Raw genomic sequence first — 18,795 nt, forward strand, 5'->3', positions numbered from 1 at the left:
AGGAATATCTAGCAGGTTTGCTATAGCTGTAGAAATTTTTCCCGAATTGTACGCCCTATCGACCTATGCGATGCGTCAGGGCGACCAGAACGCTCTAATATGTACTCCATGAGCTATCTTCAGCCCCAACCTCAGAACCCCATTGAGCTCCGTAAGAACGCGGTGCGAAAGTACTCCCGCAATGCCGTTGTGTGGGCAGGCAGCGGTGTCGTCGGCGGTGCAGTGCTCGGACTTCTAGCCGGAAGCATGTCCCTATTCCTCATCCTGGCAGTAGTCGGCCTGGTCGGTGGTTTTCTCAATTGGCAAAAGGTTCAGCGGATTGTGAACTACAAGGATCCGCAGTAAATGCCTGCTCAGCAGCAATTGTCTACCGAACCAGTGCGTATCGATGCCTGGATTTGGGCGGTCAGGTTGCTGAAAACTCGCTCATTGGCCGCAGATGCGTGCCGTGGCGGCCACGTCAAAGTCAACGGCGAAGCCGTGAAACCCTCAGTTCTGGTCGTCCCCGGGGACAGAGTGCGACTGTGGGCAAACCACCGCGAACACATTGTTGAGGTCACCAAGACGGTGAAGAAGCGGGTCGGAGCTCCGGTGGCCAGGCAGTGCTATATCGACCACTCTCCGCCACCGCCTCCGAAGGAGATTCTCGCATCGATGCCGACGCGCGACCGCGGTGCCGGGCGGCCTACGAAGCGCGATCGCCGTCAGCTCGATCGTCTTCGGGGACGTCGCTCATAGGCATCCCGGCCTCCGCTAGTTGCTGCAACCGTGCGCGCAAACGGGCTGGTCGACGCTTCGGGTTATGGCTGGTATCCGCAGTGGCCTTGATGTGCTTTTCACCGCGAGCCGCTAGTAATAGGTCATCGATAACACGCACATGACCTGGGTTAAAGCGGTACTTCATGGCCTTGCTTACCGCGCTGAGGCGCTGCGGATTAAGTAGCTCTCGCAGCTGCCCGACAGTGCGGATGCCATTGCGCTCCAGCAGTTCTTCTGCCCAGCCGTAATGCTCTGATTTCGATCGGGGCGCATCTGGAAGCAGCATCGTCAGCACGCCGGGTAGGGTTTCCTCAGTCACCACAATGTCATCGGCTGTGGTCTTTGCCGGAGCTGAGGGCTGTTTGCCCTCTCCCTGCGCGGAATCGTCCGGCGTGGATTCCTCCAGCACGGCAACGACTTGGTCGAACTGCTGATCCGCGAGCTCAATAAGGCCAGCGGCCAGCGCAAAAGCTCGATCAATCCGCGGGTCTGTCGCTCCCTCAGGGGCCTTATAGCGAATATCGTGCTCAAATTCCGCCCACGCATGCTGCAGCACAGTGCGCAGTTGCACCTCAAACTGCATATCCGCATATGGAGCTAGCTCTGACGGCGCCGCCGTCGACACCTTGCAGATCAAGTGCTGGGAGCCGTATCCCAACCGGCCGCTGATTCGTGTCTCCGCGGTTTTGTCAATCCTACGCAGCACAGTCAGCGAATCTCCCAGCGCATCCATGATCGCGGGAATCTCCGTCGAATGGTACGTGGTTACACGCACACCGATGATGTCGTGGATACCGTGCCACGGGTCAGGGTAGACGTAGTTGCCGTCCGCTTCACGACGCAGGGCCTTCTGCCGCAATGAGCGGAAAGACTTCACCCGCGCCGTGACATTGTCAAAGGCCAAACCGGCATCGGAGAGAATCTCTTTAATCGCATCGACAAAGTCCTGCGCGGCGGTGGGGTGCCGAGTTGCCCACGAGTCGTACTTCGACTGCAGTGCACGTGTAACCTCTCGATCCTCCGCCAACTGAGTCTTGCGGGTCTGGTCGCGGGAATCGTCGGGAAGCGAATCCTTCATTCGATTAGTCGTCATCGTCCTCGCGTACCAGCAGTGCTACTGGGAAGGAGCTGAACAGAGAAGCCACGGCGATGGTGCCGGACCAAGTATGGCCAGTGAAACGGTCGGTCCAGAATCCCTTGGGAAGTGTCACTGTAGTGTCGCCCCAACCGCCTTCGCGTTGCAGCCCCAGCGGACGGCGCGTCACCAGCGCGATAACATCTTCCGGCTCGCCCTTCGGTCCACGTGCTGCACCGACCAAATGACGCTCGCCGACACCCACGGCGAATACTGGCTGGTAGGCGCCGCCGACGAAGGACTCCGGGCGTTCCGCACGCAGCTTCACTCCGTGGTGAGTCACCATCAGCTTTGCGACGTCCGCATCGGCATCCGTAAAGTCCTCCGGCAGCTCAGCTGGGTGCTCTGGACTCTTAGTTACCGACGTGACCTCATCGCGAGCAACCTTATCCAGCGCCGCGACGCGCGCATCGTAGTCGACGAACCGGCGGTTGTCAGGATCAACCAGGGAGTCCTCTGTGAACTCCGTCCCCTGGTAGGTATCGGGGATGCCGGGGCCGACAAGCTGGAGGAGCTTGCGCGACAGTGACGTGGTCAGGGCAGCTGGCGCAATGGAGCGGACGAACTCTGTGATGGAGTCGGTCAGGGGGCCGTCGAGAAGCGCGTCAATCCAGCTGCGGATGCCGAGTTCGAACTCCTCGACCGGCTCCGTCCAGGAGGTGTGCACATCTGCCTCGCGGATGGCCTTAATGGCGTAGTCGTGGAGGCGTTCGCGCAGTTCATCGGTAATCACGCCGTCGGTCGGCCAGACTCCGATGATGTTCTGCAGCAGGAAGTAGCCGGTGGCATCGTCCGGGGCGGGGGTGATGGCCATCCAGTTGCGGACATTTTCAGCCCAGTCGCCGGAGACATCGGAGAGCTGGAGAATGCGGGCGCGGACATCTTCGCCGCGCTTGGTGTCGTGCGTGGACAGCGTGGTCATGGTTCGTGGCCAGAGGCGAGCACGTTCCGACTGCAACAGGTGGAACTCCGCCGCAGACATGCCGTAGCGACCGAGATCACCGCCGACTTCGTTTAGGCTGATCAGGCGGCAGGCACGGTAGAAGGTGGTGTCTTCGACACCCTTTGCCATGACCGCACCACAAACCTGAGCGAACCGCGTGGCGGCCTCACCACCGGCTACCAAACCTGCCGAAATGAGGTCGAGGGCAAAGACACGCGAGGGGAAACGCGCTGCCATTTCACCAATGACCGTGGAAGCCACTCGCGACAGGGAGACATAGTCCGAACGGTAGACAGGCATGGCAGCGACCAGCTTGCAGATGGTGTCGATAAGTACCTCATCGCTGACGCTGGTACCGCTGATAGACCAGTTATCGCGGCGCAGGGCACGTGCTAGACGACGGACTTCTGCAGCCAACTCGTGCGCTGCGACATCGTGTTTGAGAGCCTGCGCAGTTGCCTGCACGGCAGTTTTGTCCCAGGTTGAGCCGGACTGCTGCAGAGCCAACATACTCATGGCGTCTCGGGAGTCGCGGTTGACGAAGACATTGTCGAACTCACGCAGGGCGTCGTAACCCGTGGTGCCGTCAACCTGGAGCCTCGGATCCAGTGGCTCTTCGGCACCCAGAATCTTCTCGATAACCAGCCACTTGTCATCGCCGAGTAGACGGCGCAGCTCACTGAGGTATCCGAATGGGTTGCTGAGGCCATCCGGGTGGTCAATGCGGACACCGTCAATGATGTCCGCAGCTAGCAGCTCGCGGATGATGCGGTGTGTGTGCTCGAATACCACCGGGTTTTCCTGGCGGATGCCGGCCAGGCCGTTGACGCTGAAGAATCGACGGTAGCCAATGACCCCGTCCTTCCAGTACATCAGGCGATAGGCCTGGCGATCATGTACTTCCTGCGGGGTGCCGTCCTCGGTGCCGGGGCGCACCGGGAATGTGTTGTCGTAGTAACGCAGAAGTGGCTCGTCGCCAGAGGTGTCGAGCTCCAGCTTGTCGATATCCTCCGGGGATCCCAGAATCGGCAACCCCATCTTGCCGTTGGCACCGTTGTCCTCGTGCCAGTCGATATCGAAGTATGGCTCGAACTGAGAATCCTTGCCATAGGTCAGAACGTCCCACCACCAGGCATTGAGCTTGGGCTCCTCAACACCGAGGTGGTTCGGTACCAGGTCGATAATGATGCCCAGACCGGCCTTGTGCGCCACCTGCGCGAGCTTCTGCAGCTCTTCCATGCCGCCGAGCTCCGGGTTCACTGTCGTCGGATCGATGACATCGTAGCCATGGTTAGACTCCGGTACGGCGGTGAGGATAGGCGACAGATACAGGTGTGAAATTCCGAGGTCTGCCAAGTAGCCGACCTGTTCAGCCGCGTCAGCGAACGTGAAAGCGCGCCCGTTTGGGTCGGCCTTGGGGCCACGGAGTTGGAGACGGTAGGTGGACGTAATTGGTCGGCGACTCATGTTCCCCTTTATACCGCCCACCAGGAAAAGCTGCTGCCTGACCGCTGTGGCAGCAGCTAGCCCCAGAGTCTGCACCCGCCGTCCGAATGCGAATTTTTTCTCGTGAACGTGGCCTAGAAGGGTGGCATTCCGTCATCGCCCGGCAGGGAAGTGGAACCAAACATTGGAACCGACTCACTGGAGTTGTCCCCGGTGCTGGCGCTAGGTGTTCCTTCCGCAGTGTCTCCCGCTTCGGACGCGCCATCCTCTTCCGGATTCAGCCCGAGTGCGGTGAAGAGCTCCTTCTCAGTCCAGATCTGGATTTCCTGGCCTTCGGCCTGCAGCTGTCGAGCCCTCTTCTCCTTCGACGTCACCGAATCCCACGGACCGGCGACCAAAATGGTCGTTTTCTTCGTGACACCCTTATTGATATTCGCACCTGCAAAGGCAATCTTGTCCCACAGAAAGCCCTTGTCATACGGTGCAAAATCACCGGTCAGTGTCACCCGCTGCTGGTACAACAGGCCGCTTGGATCCGCGTCCGGATTCGGGTCTGGAATGGTGTCCGGTGTCTTGGCCGCATCCCATTTCGCATTGCGACGCGGCCGTCGTGACGGCGCGGAACTGCCGGACTGCGCACCAGCACCAGCACCAGTTCCCGCGTTGGTCCCGGCACCAGTGCTGGCGACACCAGCCGGGTCATAGCGCACCATCCGCACTCGTCCACTGCCAATCTGGCCCAAGCTCAGCGAGACCTTCTGGCTCAAATCAGCCACCGATGTTGCGCGCTGCTGCTCCATCAACCACAGCGCTACCTCAGCACATGCGACCGCATCGGCCGTCGCATCATGATGATTCTCCAGCGACGTCCCCGCGGCCTCCGCCAATGTCGGCAGCTTCAAGTTGGGCAGCCCCAACTGCATCTGCCGAGCCCACATATAAGTACACGCAAAATTCAACTTCGGTGCTGGAATGCCTTCCGCCCGGCACGCCCGCGACAGGGCTGTGAAATCAAACCGCGCATTGTGAGCAACTACGTCCAAATCCCCAACGACGTCAACAAACTTCGCCAGCTGCTCCGGAAATGACGGCTCACCGGCCACATCCGCCGCTGTGATGCCATGAATCGCGACATTGGCTTCATCAAAATACTCCAGCCCCTTTGGCGGACGGCACATCCAGGAATAACGATCCGTCACCTTCCCGCCACGCACGACCGCAACACCAAGCTGAATAATCGAGCCGGTGTCTTCGTTCGCTGTCTCTACATCGAACGCCGCAAACGGTGCGATGTCTGACACCGCAACCTCATCCCCAGTAGGAAGCGGTGCAAAAGGCACAGAGTGCTTTACGACGTCGCCCGCGCCCTCAACCACACTCACGCCTTCGGTGACCGCCGCGCGCTGTGCCACCCACGGCATCAACGTGGAAGTAAAAGCATCTGCTGAGTTGTAGAACTCAGGATTCTTGGCTATCTCCGCCACGAGGTCTGCCAGCAACTGCGCTGCTGCCTGACGATGAGGCATCACACGGGCCTTTGGTAAAGCTACCCCGAGGTCTACCGTGCCGGGGAAAAAGCGGTTGGCCGGAGTGTAGACACCGTTTTTACTTGCCGATGCGACCTCGGCAACGTCGGTAAGCGGGAGGGGCTTCGCGGGGGCGGTGCTGGCCGTGTTGATGGTGTGGGTAAGGCGGAGCCCATCTGCGGTAATAGTCACCGTGTCGCCGGTGAGCTCGAAGACGACGGCGGGCTCGGAGGATGGCGTGGTCGTAGTCATGCACTAGATGGTAGCGCCGATGGCGGATTGAGCCCCATAGAGGCTGTGGTACCTGCGGTTCTCGCCGAGTACACGTGGCTTCCGACAATGTGGAAATGCCCACAAAAATAGGAATATTTATGGAGCGTTCGGACAGTGGGGGTGTCTGTACCCCTGAAAACCACATGTTTTGGGGGGTTAAATGTCCGGATGCATTTTGAGCGGGCGCTCCTTATACTTTTCGACGAACGGCGGTAACTGGTCGTTCGAGCTTTCGAGCTCAAGCGAAGGGCAAAGCGGAAACAACGTATGCCAGTGAAGCGATGAAATAAGGAGTAAACATTTTGAGCACGCATCCTGTGCACCCTGGTTCTATCTTGAACGATAATTTCCTCGAGCCGCGACACCTCTCTATCTACCGACTGGCTCTTGCCATCGGCGTGCCAAGCTCAACTCTGGAGCGCTTTCGCACCGGCCGCACTGCGGTCACCACTGACCTCGCAAATCGACTGTCCGACTACTTTGACACCGAGCCGGAGTACTGGTTGAACTCTCAGGCGGAGTTCAATATGCGCGCATCTGCGTAAGAAGACTTCACGCCAGCTCGGCTCCCGCGGTGCTGTGTTGACCCAAACCCTGTTTTGAGTTGAACTCAGAGCCGAAAATCCCCTGTCAGTGGAAGAAAAGTCTTCCGCCGACAGGGGATTTTGTGTAGGAACCAACCCAGGCCCGGGCCCCTACACCCAACGCGGATGCGGCTAGTGCCGCTCGATCAGCACGATGGTAGAACGGGCTGGCACGCGGAGCTCGCCTTCTGGCTCAACGATGCGCTCGCGGGTCGGGCGACCCGTGATCTCTGTGGTGTCGATGATGACTTCCCAGCTGTGTGCGTATTCGGTGCCCGGAATTTGGAACATGATGTCCTCGTGGTGGGCGTTGAAGCACAGCAGGAAGGAGTCATCTTCAATCCTGTGACCTCGGCGATCAGGCTCAGTGATGGCATCGCCGTTGAGCCAGACCATCAACGACTTGCCGAAGTCGAAGTTCCAGTCATCGGTCGTCATGACACGACCCTCATAGGTCAGCCAGGCAATGTCACGATCGTCGGTTTCCGCACCGAGCGGGCCACCGCGCAGGAACCGGCGGCGTCGGAAGACTGGGTGCTCCGCACGCAGCTCAGTCAGGAACTGGGTGTATTCGACCAGTTCAGAGTTGGTACGCGTCTGATTCCAGTCGACCCAGGCCAAACGGTTGTCCTGGCAGTAGACGTTGTTGTTGCCCTTCTGGCCACGTCCCATTTCGTCACCGTGGCTAATCATCGGAGTGCCCTGGGACAGCAGGAGAGTGGTCAGGAAGTTACGACGCTGGCGGGCGCGCAGCGAAATGATGCGCTCGTCGTCGGTCGGGCCTTCCACACCGCAGTTCCACGAACGGTTGTGGGACTCGCCATCGCGGTTGTCCTCGCCGTTGGCCATATTGTGCTTCTCGTTGTAGCTGACCAAGTCGTTGAGGGTGAAACCGTCATGCGCGGTCACGAAGTTAATCGACGCAGTTGGGCGGCGGTCATTGTTTGCATACAGGTCCGAGGAGCCGGTGATACGTGAAGCGAACTCGCCGAGCGTGGATGGCTCACCGCGCCAGAAGTCGCGGATGGTGTCGCGGTACTTACCGTTCCATTCAGTCCACTGCGGTGGGAAGTTACCGACCTGGTAGCCACCTTCGCCGACATCCCACGGTTCTGCGATGAGCTTGACCTGGCTGACAATCGGATCCTGCTGCACCAAGTCAAAGAAGGCGGAGAGGCGATCCACATCGTGGAATTCTCGAGCCAGGGTGGATGCCAAATCGAAGCGGAAGCCGTCGACATGCATCTCGGAGACCCAGTAGCGCAGCGAATCCATAATCAGCTGCAGCGAGTGTGGGTGGCGCACATTCAGGGAGTTACCGGTGCCGGTGTAGTCCATGTAGTGCTGGCGATCGCCTTCGACCAGGCGGTAGTAGGCCTCGTTGTCGATGCCTCGGAAGCAGATGGTTGGGCCCATGTGGTTGCCCTCGGCGGTGTGGTTGTAGACCACGTCGAGGATGACCTCAATGCCGGCATCGTGAAATGCGCGCACCATGCCCTTGAACTCGCTGACTGCTCCGCCTGGCTTTTGGGAAGCCGAGTAGTCCTGGTGTGGTGCTAGGAAACCGAAGGTGTTGTAGCCCCAGTAGTTGCGCAGCCCCTTTTCGCGCAGGTGGTCGTCCTGGAGGAACTGGTGGACCGGCATCAGTTCGATAGCCGTGACACCAAGGTCCTTGAGGTAGTCAATAATTGCCGGATGCGCGAGACCGGCATAGGTACCACGTAGCTCCTCCGGGATATCCGGGTGAGTCATGGTCATACCCTTGACGTGGGCTTCGTAAATCACGGTCTCGTTGTACGGCGTGCGAGGTGCGCGGTCAGCGCCCCAGTCGAAGAATGGGTTGATGACCACGGAGGTCATGGTGTGTCCCAGGCTGTCCTCGGTGTTGCGCTTCGAGTGGTCATGAATGTCATAGTTGAACAGTGATGGGTGACCGTCGAATTCGCCGTCGAAAGCCTTGGCGTATGGGTCGACCAGCAGCTTGTTGGGGTCGCAACGCTTACCGTTGGCCGGATCGAATGGGCCGTGTACGCGGTAGGCGTAGCGCTGGCCCGGCATGATAGACGGGATGTAGCAGTGCCAGATATGCGCATCGACTTCTTCCAACTCAATGCGTGTTTCTTCGCCTTCGGCGCTAATCAGACAAAGCTCAACCTTTTCCGCAACGTCGGAAAAGAGTGCAAAGTTGGTGCCAGCGCCGTCGTAGGTAGATCCGAGCGGGTAAGGCTCACCCGGCCATACTTGATAATCGCCGACTGTATTTGCTTGGTTCATGTGACTACCTTAACTGTTTTGTAAAAAACATGAGCCGTTTTCGGTCCCGTGTGGGCGCGCCATCCGTCCCATCTGTCGAGCGCACTTCGCAAAAACGACCCCCAAGGAAAAATTCGAGTCGAACGGTTAAGAGCATAAACTTCGCGCGAAAATAAGTATTTAACCCTGCAAGTGGGCAATTTGACACTCTAAACGCACCTTGGTGGGGGCCGAATCCCCAATATTCGCGGTCACCAACGCGCGAAGATCCCCAAAGGCCTTTACTTTTGGAATTATGAGTCCACGAACCATTGGTGTAACGGAAGTAGCGTTCCGAGACGCTCATCAGAGCCTCATGGCAACGCGAATGGCTATGGAAGACATGGTCGATGTCTGTGAAGAAATGGACAAGGCCGGTTTTTGGAGTGTGGAGTGCTGGGGCGGCGCAACCTTTGACGCCTGCATCCGCTTCCTTAATGAAGATCCCTGGGAGCGCCTGCGGACATTCCGCAAGCTGATGCCGAACAGTCGCCTGCAGATGCTGTTGCGCGGTCAAAATCTCCTCGGTTACCGCCACTACGAGGACATGGTGGTTGACAAGTTCGTCGAAAAGTCTGCTGAAAACGGTATGGACGTATTCCGTGTTTTCGACGCGCTTAACGACCCACGCAATCTCGAGCACGCCATGCGCGCAGTTAAGAACGTCGACAAGCATGCGCAGGGCACGATCTGCTACACGACGTCTCCGCTTCACGACGTCGACGGGTACGTGAAGCTCGCTGGTCGTCTACTGGATATGGGGGCGGACTCCATTGCGTTGAAGGACATGGCAGCGCTGCTGAAACCTCAGCCGGCTTACGACATCATCCGCGGCATCAAGGAAACTTACGGCGAGGACACCCAGATTAACGTCCACTGTCACTCGACCACCGGTGTCACGATGGTGACTTTGATGAAGGCCATCGAAGCTGGGGCGGATGTCGTGGACACGGCAATTTCGTCGATGTCGCTGGGCCCGGGGCACAACCCGACCGAGTCGCTGGTGGAAATGTTGGAGGGAACCGACTACACCACCGACCTGAACATGGATAACCTGATCACCATTCGTGACCACTTCCGCAAGGTGCGTCCGAAGTACGCAGAGTTCGAGTCGAAAACCCTGGTCAATACCGATATTTTCATGTCGCAGATTCCTGGCGGCATGTTGTCGAACATGGAAAACCAGCTCAAGGCCCAGGGCGCGGGCGACCGCGTCGAAGAGGTCATGCGTGAAGTACCGATTGTCCGCAAGGACGCCGGTTACCCGCCGCTGGTGACTCCGAGCTCGCAGATCGTCGGCACGCAAGCTGTGTTTAACGTGCTGATGGGACGCTACAAGGTTATGACGGCTGAGTTCGCTGACCTCATGCTCGGCTACTACGGGCAGTGCCCGGGTGAGCGCAACCCAGAGCTGATTAAGCAGGCAGCGGAACAGACCAAGAAGGAAGAAATCACTGTTCGTCCGGCTGATCTCCTCGAGCCCGAGTGGGACGACCTGGTCAAGCAGGCCAAGGAGCTCGACGGTTACAACGGCACCGCCGAGGACGTCCTGACCAACGCACTGTTCCCATCCGTCGCACCGGGATTCTTCACCACGCGCGGCGAAGGGCCGAAGAACGTCGGTAAGACTGCCGAACAGCTCAAGCGCGAGGCGGAGCAGGCCTCTGGTGCTGCCAATGCCATTCGCGAGCCAATTCGCTACAAGGTCACCGTTGGCGGTCGCTCGCAGACCGTCCAGGTGGAACCCGCCTAGGAACATCGGGAGAAGAGATAGCAATGTCGCAAAGTTCAGCAAACCAGCCGAATTCGGCGGATGCCGTCGCGCCGGGCGTCGACGCCTCGATGGCGGAGCGCCTGGATTATTTGGATGCTCAGCGTCGCCGTGTTGAGGCCGGTGGCGGTGAAGCCCGCCAGGCCAAGCAGCACGAACGTGGGAAGATGACTGCCCGCGAGCGTATCGACAACTTCGTCGACGAGGGCACTTTCCGTGAAACCGGCATGTTCATGACTCACCGCACCACCGACTTCGGCATGGATACTGCCGACGCGCCTGCCGACGGTGTGGTCACCGGCACTGCTGCGGTTCTCGGCCGGGCAGTGCATGTGGCCTCCCAGGATTTCACGGTCATGGGTGGCTCCGCTGGTGAAACGCAGTCCCGCAAGGTTGCGGCCACCATGCGCGCTGCTGCCGACAACGGCACTCCGTTCGTTTTCATCAACGACTCCGGTGGCGCTCGCATTCAAGAGGGAATTGACTCTCTGTCGGGCTATGGCCAGGTCTTCTACAACAACGTGTGGCTATCCGGTCTGGTGCCGCAGATTTCCATCATTGCAGGCCCATGTGCTGGTGGCGCTGCCTACTCGCCAGCGCTGACCGACTTCATCATTCAGACTCGCAAGGCACAGATGTTCATCACCGGCCCGGGCGTTATTAAGTCTGTGACCGGCGAGGAAGTCACCTCCGAGCAGCTCGGTGGCGCTGATGCGCACATGGCCAAGGCCGGCAATATTGACTTCGTTGCCGACGATGACGAGCAGGCCATCCTGATTGCGCAGAAGCTCTTAAGCTTCCTGCCACAGAACAACACGGAAGAGCCGCCAATCGTGGATCCGGTATTCGACGCCGAGCCGGATCCAGAGCTCCGCGACATCGTCCCCGTCGATGGCAAGAAGGGCTACGACGTCCGCGAGGTCATCATCCGTATCGCCGACAATGGCGATTTCCTCGAGTGCCAGGCGGGTTTTGCCACCAACCTGGTTGTCGGCTTTGGTCGAGTTTTGGGCCGTACCGTGGGCTTTGTCGCCAACCAACCGAACGTGATGTCCGGTGTGCTGGACATCAATTCCTCGGACAAGGGCGCAAAGTTCATCCGCTTCTGCAATGCCTTTAACATCCCGCTGGTCACCCTGGTTGACGTTCCTGGCTTCATGCCGGGCGTCACCCAGGAGCATGGCGGCATCATCCGCCACGGCGCAAAGATGCTCTACGCATACTCCGCAGCGTCTGTGCCTAAGGTGACCGTCGTCATGCGTAAGGCCTACGGCGGTGCGTACCTGGCGATGTGCTCGAAGGACCTCGGCGCGGACTACGTATTCGCATGGCCGACCGCGGAAATTGCGGTGATGGGCGCAGAGGGTGCGGTCAACGTGGTCTTCCGAAAGGAAATTGCCGCCGCGGGCGACGAGGAAGAGCAGGCGCGCGTGCGCGACGAGCGTATCGCCGAATACAAGACACGCTTCTCGACGCCGTATGTCGCCGCCTCGCGCGGACTGGTCGACGACGTGATTGACCCGGCGGAAACCCGCCTGCGTGTGGCTGACGCACTGTCGGTTCTGCGTAACAAGCGGGAGGTTCGCCCGGCCAAGAAGCACGGATTGGGGCCACAGTAATGTCTGACGGCATCGGTGAGATTAAGGAGCTGCGAGCGCTCGTCGCTGAACTGACCGACCGGTTGGATGCGACCTCGACAAGCTTGCAGAAGGCCACGGCACGACTGAATCAGGCAGAGAGCGAGTTGGCTGAACTGCGCAAACGCGTGGACGCAGATATCCCCGAGGATACTGTCATCGCCATTTCGGCAGCAGTGTCTGCGTACCTGGGCAATCGCGGCAAGGTGAAGGCAATTCGATACAACCGCCATAAGACGTGGGCTGCGCAGGGACGCCAGATCCAGCAGCAGCGCAACCTGCGTTAGTTGGAAATTTTCGATACCCGACTTAATTGAGTCTGACTCATTGACTTTTGCTACGTGAGGATTGTTGAGCCATGAAATTGAAAGTGACTGTCGGCGGCATTGCCTACGATGTCGACGTTGAAGTAGTTGAGGAGCCCAAGCGTCTTTCGCCCATCGTGTTGGGTGGATCGTCGAGCGCTTCCGTTGAGCCGGCCACCGCTAGTGTCTCGGGTGTCTCCGCCAATTCGGTGGTGGCGCCACTGGCAGGTTCGGTCAGCAAGATTTTGGTCGAGGAAGGCCAGAAGATTGAGGCTGGGGAGGTGCTGCTCATTCTCGAGGCAATGAAGATGGAAACCGAGATTACGGCCCCGGCTGCAGGCACCGTCGGCTCTATTCAAGTTGAAGTCGGCGACGCAGTGCAGGGTGGCCAGGGACTCGTCTCGATTGATTAGCCGCATTAGCCGGGGTGTAGAGATTTTGGGGTGAAATCTTTCTAACCCCGGTTGCTGGAAATACTTAAGGTTGCCTTAATATTTTCCTTATGAATGCCGTTCTTCTCGCCGTTTTGGTGATGCTAATCCTGGCGGTCTGCCGGGTACACGTTGTGCTAGCGCTGTTTATTGGCGCCTTGGTCGGTGGTCTTTCCGCCGGTATGGGGCTCGATGCCACAATGGTTGCCTTCCAGGAAGGCCTCTCTGGTGGTGCGAAGATTGCCCTGAGCTATGCCATGCTGGGTGCCTTTGCCATGGCAGTGGCATCCTCCGGGCTGCCCAAACTGCTGGCCGATTGGCTGATTGCCAAGATCGGCACGGAGGATGAAGGCGCTAAATCTAAGGCAGAGGCATGGACCAAGTGGGGTATGGTCGCCGGCATTTTGGCCATGGCGATCATGTCGCAGAACCTCATCCCAGTTCACATTGCGTTTATCCCGCTGATTATTCCGCCGCTGTTGCCGGTATTTAACCGCCTCAACATCGACCGCCGAATGATTACCAGTGTGATGACCTTCGGTTTGGTCACCACCTACATGTGGGTTCCGGTCGGATTCGGTTCTATCTTCCTGAACGACATTCTGCTGGGCAACATCGAAAACGCTGGTCTTGATGTTTCCAATATCAACATCATGATGACCATGGGCATTCCGGCTCTCGGTATGTTGGCCGGTCTGGCCATTGCCGTATTTTTCTCCTACCGGAAGCCACGGCATTACGAAGATCGGCCGATTGCCCAGTCCTCACACGCAGAAACCCAGTCTGACGAACCGGTGTCGAAGTACCGAGTTATCGTTGCTCTCGTTGCAATTGTGGTGACCTTCGTCGTCCAGATTGTGATGAATTCTATGGAGACCGATGCCGATCCATTGCTGATTGGTGCACTCACTGGTCTGGCAATCTTCATGCTCACCGGTGCCGTGCGCTGGCGTGAGGCGGACGACGTGTTCACCGCCGGTATGAAGATGATGGCCCTGATTGGTTTCATCATGATTTCCGCACAGGGCTTCGCCTCGGTGATGTCGGAGTCCGGCCAGGTCGAGCCACTGGTGACCGCTACTGCAGAGCTGTTTGCGGGCAACAAGCCTGCCGCTGCATTCGCCATGCTGGTCGTTGGTCTGGTGGTCACGATGGGTATTGGTTCGTCCTTCTCGACGCTGCCGATTATCGCCATCATCTATGTGCCGTTGTGTGTATCGCTGGGCTTCTCGCCGATGGCTACCGTCGCCATCATTGGTACTGCAGGTGCTCTGGGCGATGCTGGTTCGCCGGCATCGGACTCGACGCTCGGCCCGACGATGGGTCTCAATGCCGACGGGCAGCACGACCACATTCGCGATTCGGTTATTCCGACCTTCCTGCACTTCAACCTGCCGCTGCTGGCAGCTGGTTGGGTAGCAGCTCTGGTGCTCTAGCGCCGCGGCTTGACCGTGAGTGTGATTGCTCCAGCGGGGCTTAATGACCTGCGATTCCCTTAGTCCCCGCAACCCCCGCAATTCCGGCGATAAAGAGCTCGGTTCCCAGTGCAATGCGCTGGCGGCCGAGCTCTTTTGCCTGTGCAGCAGTATCTTCAGAGGAAGTCTCGACCTCAAGATCCTTATCATCGGCGTTCTCGCCACTGGTGTCGCCCTTGTTGGAAACGCCCTTGGCGCCGTTCAGGTCAAGCGCGATGGCTGTCTGCTGGTCGACTGTCGCACCGAGAATGAAGTACACGAGGACAGACGCGGTATCAGCCGCTGAGGGGGTGTTAATGGAGGTTTCGGGTGCATTCTCCAGGGCGTCGGCAAGCAGTTGTTCGGGGCGAATCGTGGCGGTGCCCGTAGCGAGTGCGGCCGAGACGACCTCGGCGCCATCCCGATGAGCGGTGAGGCAGGAGTAGAGCAGCTCGGCGACGGCTTCGATGTCGGCACGCCAATCGCCGGTGGCGGAAAACTCTGTGCAGGGAGCCAAGATGCGGTCAGCGACGGCACCCAGCAGTGCCTGCTTGGAAGGGTAGTGCCAGTACATTGCGCCAGCGGCGGTACCCAAGTGGCGAGTCAGGCGGCGGATCGTGAGATCGCCGAGTCCGTACTCGTTGAGAATGGTAAGAGCTGCGTCGACAATGATGTCCTTGGTCAATTGCACACTGCCTACCGTAGACGAAAGAAGAATCATCTGGAAGATGCCTTAAGGCTGAGATGCGGAGCGTAAATCCGCGACACGACGGGAATTGAACCCTGTTCGACATTCTGTAGCTGCGGTATTAAGTTTGATAACTGAACAACTTCTGAAACGGTGTTCAAGTTTTATCCCCAGCCTCAAGGAGCGTCACCCCCATGACTCAACAGCAGCAGGACATTTTGGAACTCGCCCGAGAAAAGGTGCTCGGCCGCGGTGAGGGGCTGAACTATGAGGAGACCCTGGCAGTTCTCAATCTCGATGACGACAGCATCGAGGATCTGCTGGCGCTGGCTCACGAGGTGCGCTTGAAGTGGTGCGGCGAAGAGGTCGAGGTTGAAGGCATTATCTCGCTGAAGACTGGCGGCTGCCCAGAGGACTGCCACTTCTGTTCGCAGTCGGGTCTGTTCGAGTCCCCGGTGCGTTCGGCATGGCTGGATATCCCGGCGCTGGTGGACGCCGCTAAGCAGACCGCAAAGTCGGGTGCGACTGAGTTCTGCATCGTTGCTGCAGTAAAGGGGCCGGACGAGCGACTGCTCAGCCAGATGGAACAGGCCGTCGCCGCCATTCAGGCAGAGGTGGACATTAATGTGGCCGCCTCTATGGGCATTCTGACGCAGGAGCAGGTGGATCGCCTGGCCAAGGCTGGTATTCACCGCTACAACCACAACCTCGAGACCGCCAAGAGCTACTTCCCGCAGGTCGTGACCACCCACACTTGGGAAGAACGTCATGACACCCTGCGTATGGTCGGCGAAGCCGGTATGGAGGTCTGCTGTGGCGGCATCCTGGGTATGGGAGAGACCCTTGAGCAGCGTGCCGAGTTCGCTCAGGACCTGGCGGAGCTCAACCCGACCGAGGTGCCGATGAACTTCCTCGACCCGCGTCCGGGCACTCCGTTCGCCGGTCGCGAGCCGATGCCAGCCAAGGACGCACTGCGTGCCATCGGTGCCTTCCGCTTGGCTCTGCCGAAGACCATCCTGCGTTTTGCTGGTGGTCGTGAGCTCACCCTGGGCGACCTGGGCGCAGAAAAGGGGCTGCTCGGCGGTATCAACGCTGTCATTGTCGGTAATTACCTGACCACGCTGGGCCGTCCGGCGGAGCAGGATCTGGACATGCTTGGCAAGGTACGACTTCCAATTAAGGCCCTCAATGCAACTGTCTAAGCCTCGGACATCTAGCCCGCGTGCGACGCGGGGTAAGAAAGTCGACTCCACGGAGCTGCTCCAGGCCATGGTGCTGGGAGACGATCCCAAGTTCGATCCTTTTACCGGCGCCGACCTCGAAGCTGGTGAAGTGCGCGAACGCTCCTATGGTGCAAAAGCTGGACTGGAGGCGCCTCGATTCTGCCAGCTCTGTGGGCGCCGGATGGTGGTGCAGGTGCGTCCGGACGGCTGGACTGCAAAGTGCTCGCGCCACGGCGAAGTGGACTCCGTTATGTTGGAGCAGCGATAAAAGGCGCTGGTTGTGCTAGTGCGCCATTCGGGCACGCTAGTACTGGATGTGCGCCGTGAGGTAAGTTAGTCAACTATGACCATGAAAAATACCCGAGTCCCGCACGTTGAAAAGCAGAGCGTGGCAATGGCCTCGGGTATTGTTCTCTTCTCCGTTGTAACGGGAACGATAGCCGGAGTGGCCTGGGCATTCCTGCGCCCCAAGCAGCAGGTGCAAATGCTCCCAGATAACCAACTGGCGATTATTCAGGAAACCGTTGACGCTGGTTTTATCGGGCTGCTCTGGTTTGTTGCTGTCACTGCCATCAGCGGCCTGGTGCTGGGAATTACTACCTTCCGAAACCGTGCCATCACGACTCCTGTGCAGATGCTCACGGCAATTGGATGGGCAGGTTTCTCCGCGTTGATGAGCGCAGCAGTGACGTACCTCGTCGGTCAGTCGGTTGCGGCATTGCTCCAGCCGGATCTGGCGGGAATGCAGCCGGGCGATAAGTTCTCGGTGATTCCAGACTTCAAAACCTATGTAGCACTGCTGGTCGCGCCACTGGTTGCCATGCTCGCACTGTGGTCCCGGGTGCTGTTCCAAACGGACTTCACGGAAGGCAACGAGAGCGCTGCAGACAATGCTGCGGACGCAGATTCGGTCACTAAGTGAGACGGTGAGGTTCTGCGCGGGAGCCGTCGTAAAGCACTAATTCCTACTGAACAGGGGTAGTTATTGGGAAATAGGCTTATACAAGCCTTACAATTTTGGGAAATAGGTTCGTCCTCGATGTCAGTATTCGCCCCGATTAGGGGCTTTTTCGATATTGTGTGGCGAGCTTAGGTCTCTTGCACTTGCCCGTTTGAGTCCGCTGCGAATGCCTCCGGAGACCGTTGCCGGTAACGGTGACGGCGTTTTCTCCGGTCGTAGCCACAGCCCATTGAAGTAAGGACGTAGTTTTCCGTGAATACCAGCCTTGCGGCCAATGCTTCCAGCCTGCCGCGCCTTGAATCGGATCTGTACGAATCGGTAGTCGATAAAGATGGCCGCTACGGTGGCGTAATTGCAGATGAGCGCTGGGCCCAGGAGATTAAGCGCCTCGCCCGCGAACGCAATGCCGTAATTCTTGCGCACAACTACCAGCTGCCGGAGATTCAGGATATTGCCGATTACACAGGCGACTCCCTCGGACTTTCCCGCATCGCTGCGGAAACCGATGCCGACGTCATCGTCTTCTGTGGTGTCCACTTCATGGCGGAAACCGCCAAAATTCTGAGCCCAGAGAAGACCGTCCTTATTCCGGACGAGCGCGCCGGCTGCTCCCTGGCGGACTCCATCACCGCAGATGAACTGGCCGAGTGGAAGGCAGAGAATCCCGGCGCACTGGTAGTCAGCTACGTCAACACCACGGCAGACGTAAAGGCTCTGACCGACATCTGCTGTACTTCCTCCAACGCCGTCGACGTGGTCAAGTCCATCCCGGAAGACCAGGAGATCCTGTTCAACCCGGATCAGTTCCTCGGCGCACACGTCCGCCGTGAGACCGGCCGCGACAAGATCAAGGTATGGGCTGGTGAGTGCCACGTCCACGCCAACATCAACGGTGAGGAACTCGCGCACCGCGCGGAAGAGAACGCCGATTCGCAGCTGTTCATTCACCCGGAGTGCGGTTGCGCGAACTCTGCGATTTACCTCGCAGGTGAAGGCACCATCGAGCCCGAGCGCGTGCAGATGCTCTCCACCGGCGAGATGCTGACCGAGGCGCAGAAGCTGAAGGAGAACAAGCCCAACGGCAAGGTGCTCGTGGCCACTGAGGTGGGCATGCTCCACCAGCTGCGCAAGGCCGCGCCGGATGTCGACTTTGAGCCGGTCAACGACCGCGCTTCCTGCTCGTACATGAAGCTCATCACTCCGGCGGCTCTGCTGCGCTGCCTCGTTGAGGGCACTGATAAAGTCGATGTCGAGCCGGATGTCGCCGACAAGGCACGCGCTTCTGTCGAGCGCATGATCGCCATCGGTAACCCAGGCGGAGGCGAGTAACACGTTTGGTCTGCGCCCATCATTCGACAGTTGGACAC

At 58.9% G+C, this 18,795-nt stretch carries 17 protein-coding genes; 12 read left to right on the top strand and 5 right to left on the bottom strand.

Annotated features, from left to right (window positions below; all coding sequences use genetic code 11):
* The first annotated feature begins 99 nt into the window (after positions 1-99).
* Both CHU70_RS01515 and CHU70_RS01520 read left to right on the top strand, forming a co-directional pair.
* Positions 100-345, top strand: coding sequence for a hypothetical protein (locus CHU70_RS01515; RefSeq protein ID WP_005510313.1), 246 nt, complete (start codon positions 100-102; stop codon positions 343-345).
* Positions 346-738: an RNA-binding S4 domain-containing protein gene (locus CHU70_RS01520; protein WP_083304802.1), complete on the top strand. Its 393-nt coding sequence runs from the start codon at positions 346-348 to the stop codon at positions 736-738.
* Here CHU70_RS01520 and CHU70_RS01525 read toward each other — a convergent pair.
* The 3 genes from CHU70_RS01525 to CHU70_RS01535 form a co-directional block, all read right to left on the bottom strand.
* Positions 686-1,852: a GTP pyrophosphokinase family protein gene (locus tag CHU70_RS01525; protein ID WP_070566032.1), complete on the bottom strand. Its 1,167-nt coding sequence runs from the start codon at positions 1,850-1,852 to the stop codon at positions 686-688. The genes CHU70_RS01520 and CHU70_RS01525 overlap by 53 nt on opposite strands.
* Complete coding sequence (treY, locus tag CHU70_RS01530; RefSeq protein WP_016422970.1) at positions 1,842-4,304, bottom strand: malto-oligosyltrehalose synthase; 2,463 nt, start codon at positions 4,302-4,304, stop codon at positions 1,842-1,844. The genes CHU70_RS01525 and treY overlap by 11 nt, the downstream gene beginning before the upstream one ends.
* Positions 4,305-4,417: 113 nt before the next feature.
* Positions 4,418-6,061: an exonuclease domain-containing protein gene (locus CHU70_RS01535; protein WP_070595599.1), complete on the bottom strand. Its 1,644-nt coding sequence runs from the start codon at positions 6,059-6,061 to the stop codon at positions 4,418-4,420.
* Positions 6,062-6,384: 323 nt separating this feature from the next.
* On the opposite strand from CHU70_RS01535, the gene CHU70_RS01540 reads away from it, so the two are divergent.
* Positions 6,385-6,627: a HigA family addiction module antitoxin gene (locus CHU70_RS01540; protein ID WP_005510305.1), complete on the top strand. Its 243-nt coding sequence runs from the start codon at positions 6,385-6,387 to the stop codon at positions 6,625-6,627.
* Between the two features lie 171 nt (positions 6,628-6,798).
* Here the strand turns inward: CHU70_RS01540 and glgX are convergent, their stop codons facing one another.
* On the bottom strand, positions 6,799-8,940 hold the full coding sequence (gene glgX, locus CHU70_RS01545) for a glycogen debranching protein GlgX (protein ID WP_049193987.1): 2,142 nt from the start codon (positions 8,938-8,940) through the stop codon (positions 6,799-6,801).
* A gap of 274 nt (positions 8,941-9,214) precedes the next feature.
* Here glgX and CHU70_RS01550 point away from each other — a divergent pair, with 274 nt between their 5' ends.
* From CHU70_RS01550 to CHU70_RS01570, 5 genes are all read left to right on the top strand, one after another.
* A complete protein-coding gene (locus CHU70_RS01550; protein WP_049170291.1) occupies positions 9,215-10,711 on the top strand; it encodes a methylmalonyl-CoA carboxytransferase subunit 5S in 1,497 nt (498 codons plus the stop codon).
* A 23-nt stretch (positions 10,712-10,734) separates the two neighbouring features.
* Positions 10,735-12,348, top strand: coding sequence for an acyl-CoA carboxylase subunit beta (locus tag CHU70_RS01555; RefSeq protein ID WP_049193986.1), 1,614 nt, complete (start codon positions 10,735-10,737; stop codon positions 12,346-12,348).
* Positions 12,348-12,653 carry a hypothetical protein gene (locus CHU70_RS01560; RefSeq protein WP_016422965.1) on the top strand — a complete coding sequence of 102 codons (306 nt, stop codon included), beginning with the start codon at positions 12,348-12,350 and terminating at the stop codon, positions 12,651-12,653. The genes CHU70_RS01555 and CHU70_RS01560 overlap by 1 nt, the downstream gene beginning before the upstream one ends.
* 71 nt (positions 12,654-12,724) lie before the next feature.
* Complete coding sequence (locus tag CHU70_RS01565; protein WP_070862938.1) at positions 12,725-13,084, top strand: biotin/lipoyl-containing protein; 360 nt, start codon at positions 12,725-12,727, stop codon at positions 13,082-13,084.
* Positions 13,085-13,173: 89 nt separating this feature from the next.
* Entirely contained in the window at positions 13,174-14,538 is a 1,365-nt protein-coding gene (locus tag CHU70_RS01570) for a Na+/H+ antiporter family protein (protein ID WP_070862939.1), read from the top strand.
* Between the two features lie 40 nt (positions 14,539-14,578).
* On the opposite strand, the gene CHU70_RS01575 is transcribed toward CHU70_RS01570, so the two are convergent.
* Positions 14,579-15,277: a TetR family transcriptional regulator gene (locus tag CHU70_RS01575; RefSeq protein WP_239271831.1), complete on the bottom strand. Its 699-nt coding sequence runs from the start codon at positions 15,275-15,277 to the stop codon at positions 14,579-14,581.
* A 161-nt stretch (positions 15,278-15,438) separates the two neighbouring features.
* Here CHU70_RS01575 and bioB point away from each other — a divergent pair, with 161 nt between their 5' ends.
* From bioB to nadA, 4 genes are all read left to right on the top strand, one after another.
* Positions 15,439-16,446 carry a biotin synthase BioB gene (bioB, locus tag CHU70_RS01580; protein ID WP_016422961.1) on the top strand — a complete coding sequence of 336 codons (1,008 nt, stop codon included), beginning with the start codon at positions 15,439-15,441 and terminating at the stop codon, positions 16,444-16,446.
* Positions 16,433-16,735 carry a hypothetical protein gene (locus tag CHU70_RS01585; RefSeq protein ID WP_048734678.1) on the top strand — a complete coding sequence of 101 codons (303 nt, stop codon included), beginning with the start codon at positions 16,433-16,435 and terminating at the stop codon, positions 16,733-16,735. Before bioB ends, CHU70_RS01585 begins: the two co-directional genes overlap by 14 nt.
* A gap of 75 nt (positions 16,736-16,810) precedes the next feature.
* Positions 16,811-17,389: a hypothetical protein gene (locus CHU70_RS01590; RefSeq protein WP_048734676.1), complete on the top strand. Its 579-nt coding sequence runs from the start codon at positions 16,811-16,813 to the stop codon at positions 17,387-17,389.
* Between the two features lie 291 nt (positions 17,390-17,680).
* On the top strand, positions 17,681-18,757 hold the full coding sequence (gene nadA / locus CHU70_RS01595; protein WP_070862940.1) for a quinolinate synthase NadA: 1,077 nt from the start codon (positions 17,681-17,683) through the stop codon (positions 18,755-18,757).
* Positions 18,758-18,795: the final 38 nt, after the last annotated feature.

Origin of the sequence: Corynebacterium sp. LK10, from assembly GCF_008042455.1 — a bacterium.
Classification (GTDB): Bacteria; Actinomycetota; Actinomycetes; order Mycobacteriales; family Mycobacteriaceae; genus Corynebacterium; species Corynebacterium jeikeium_D.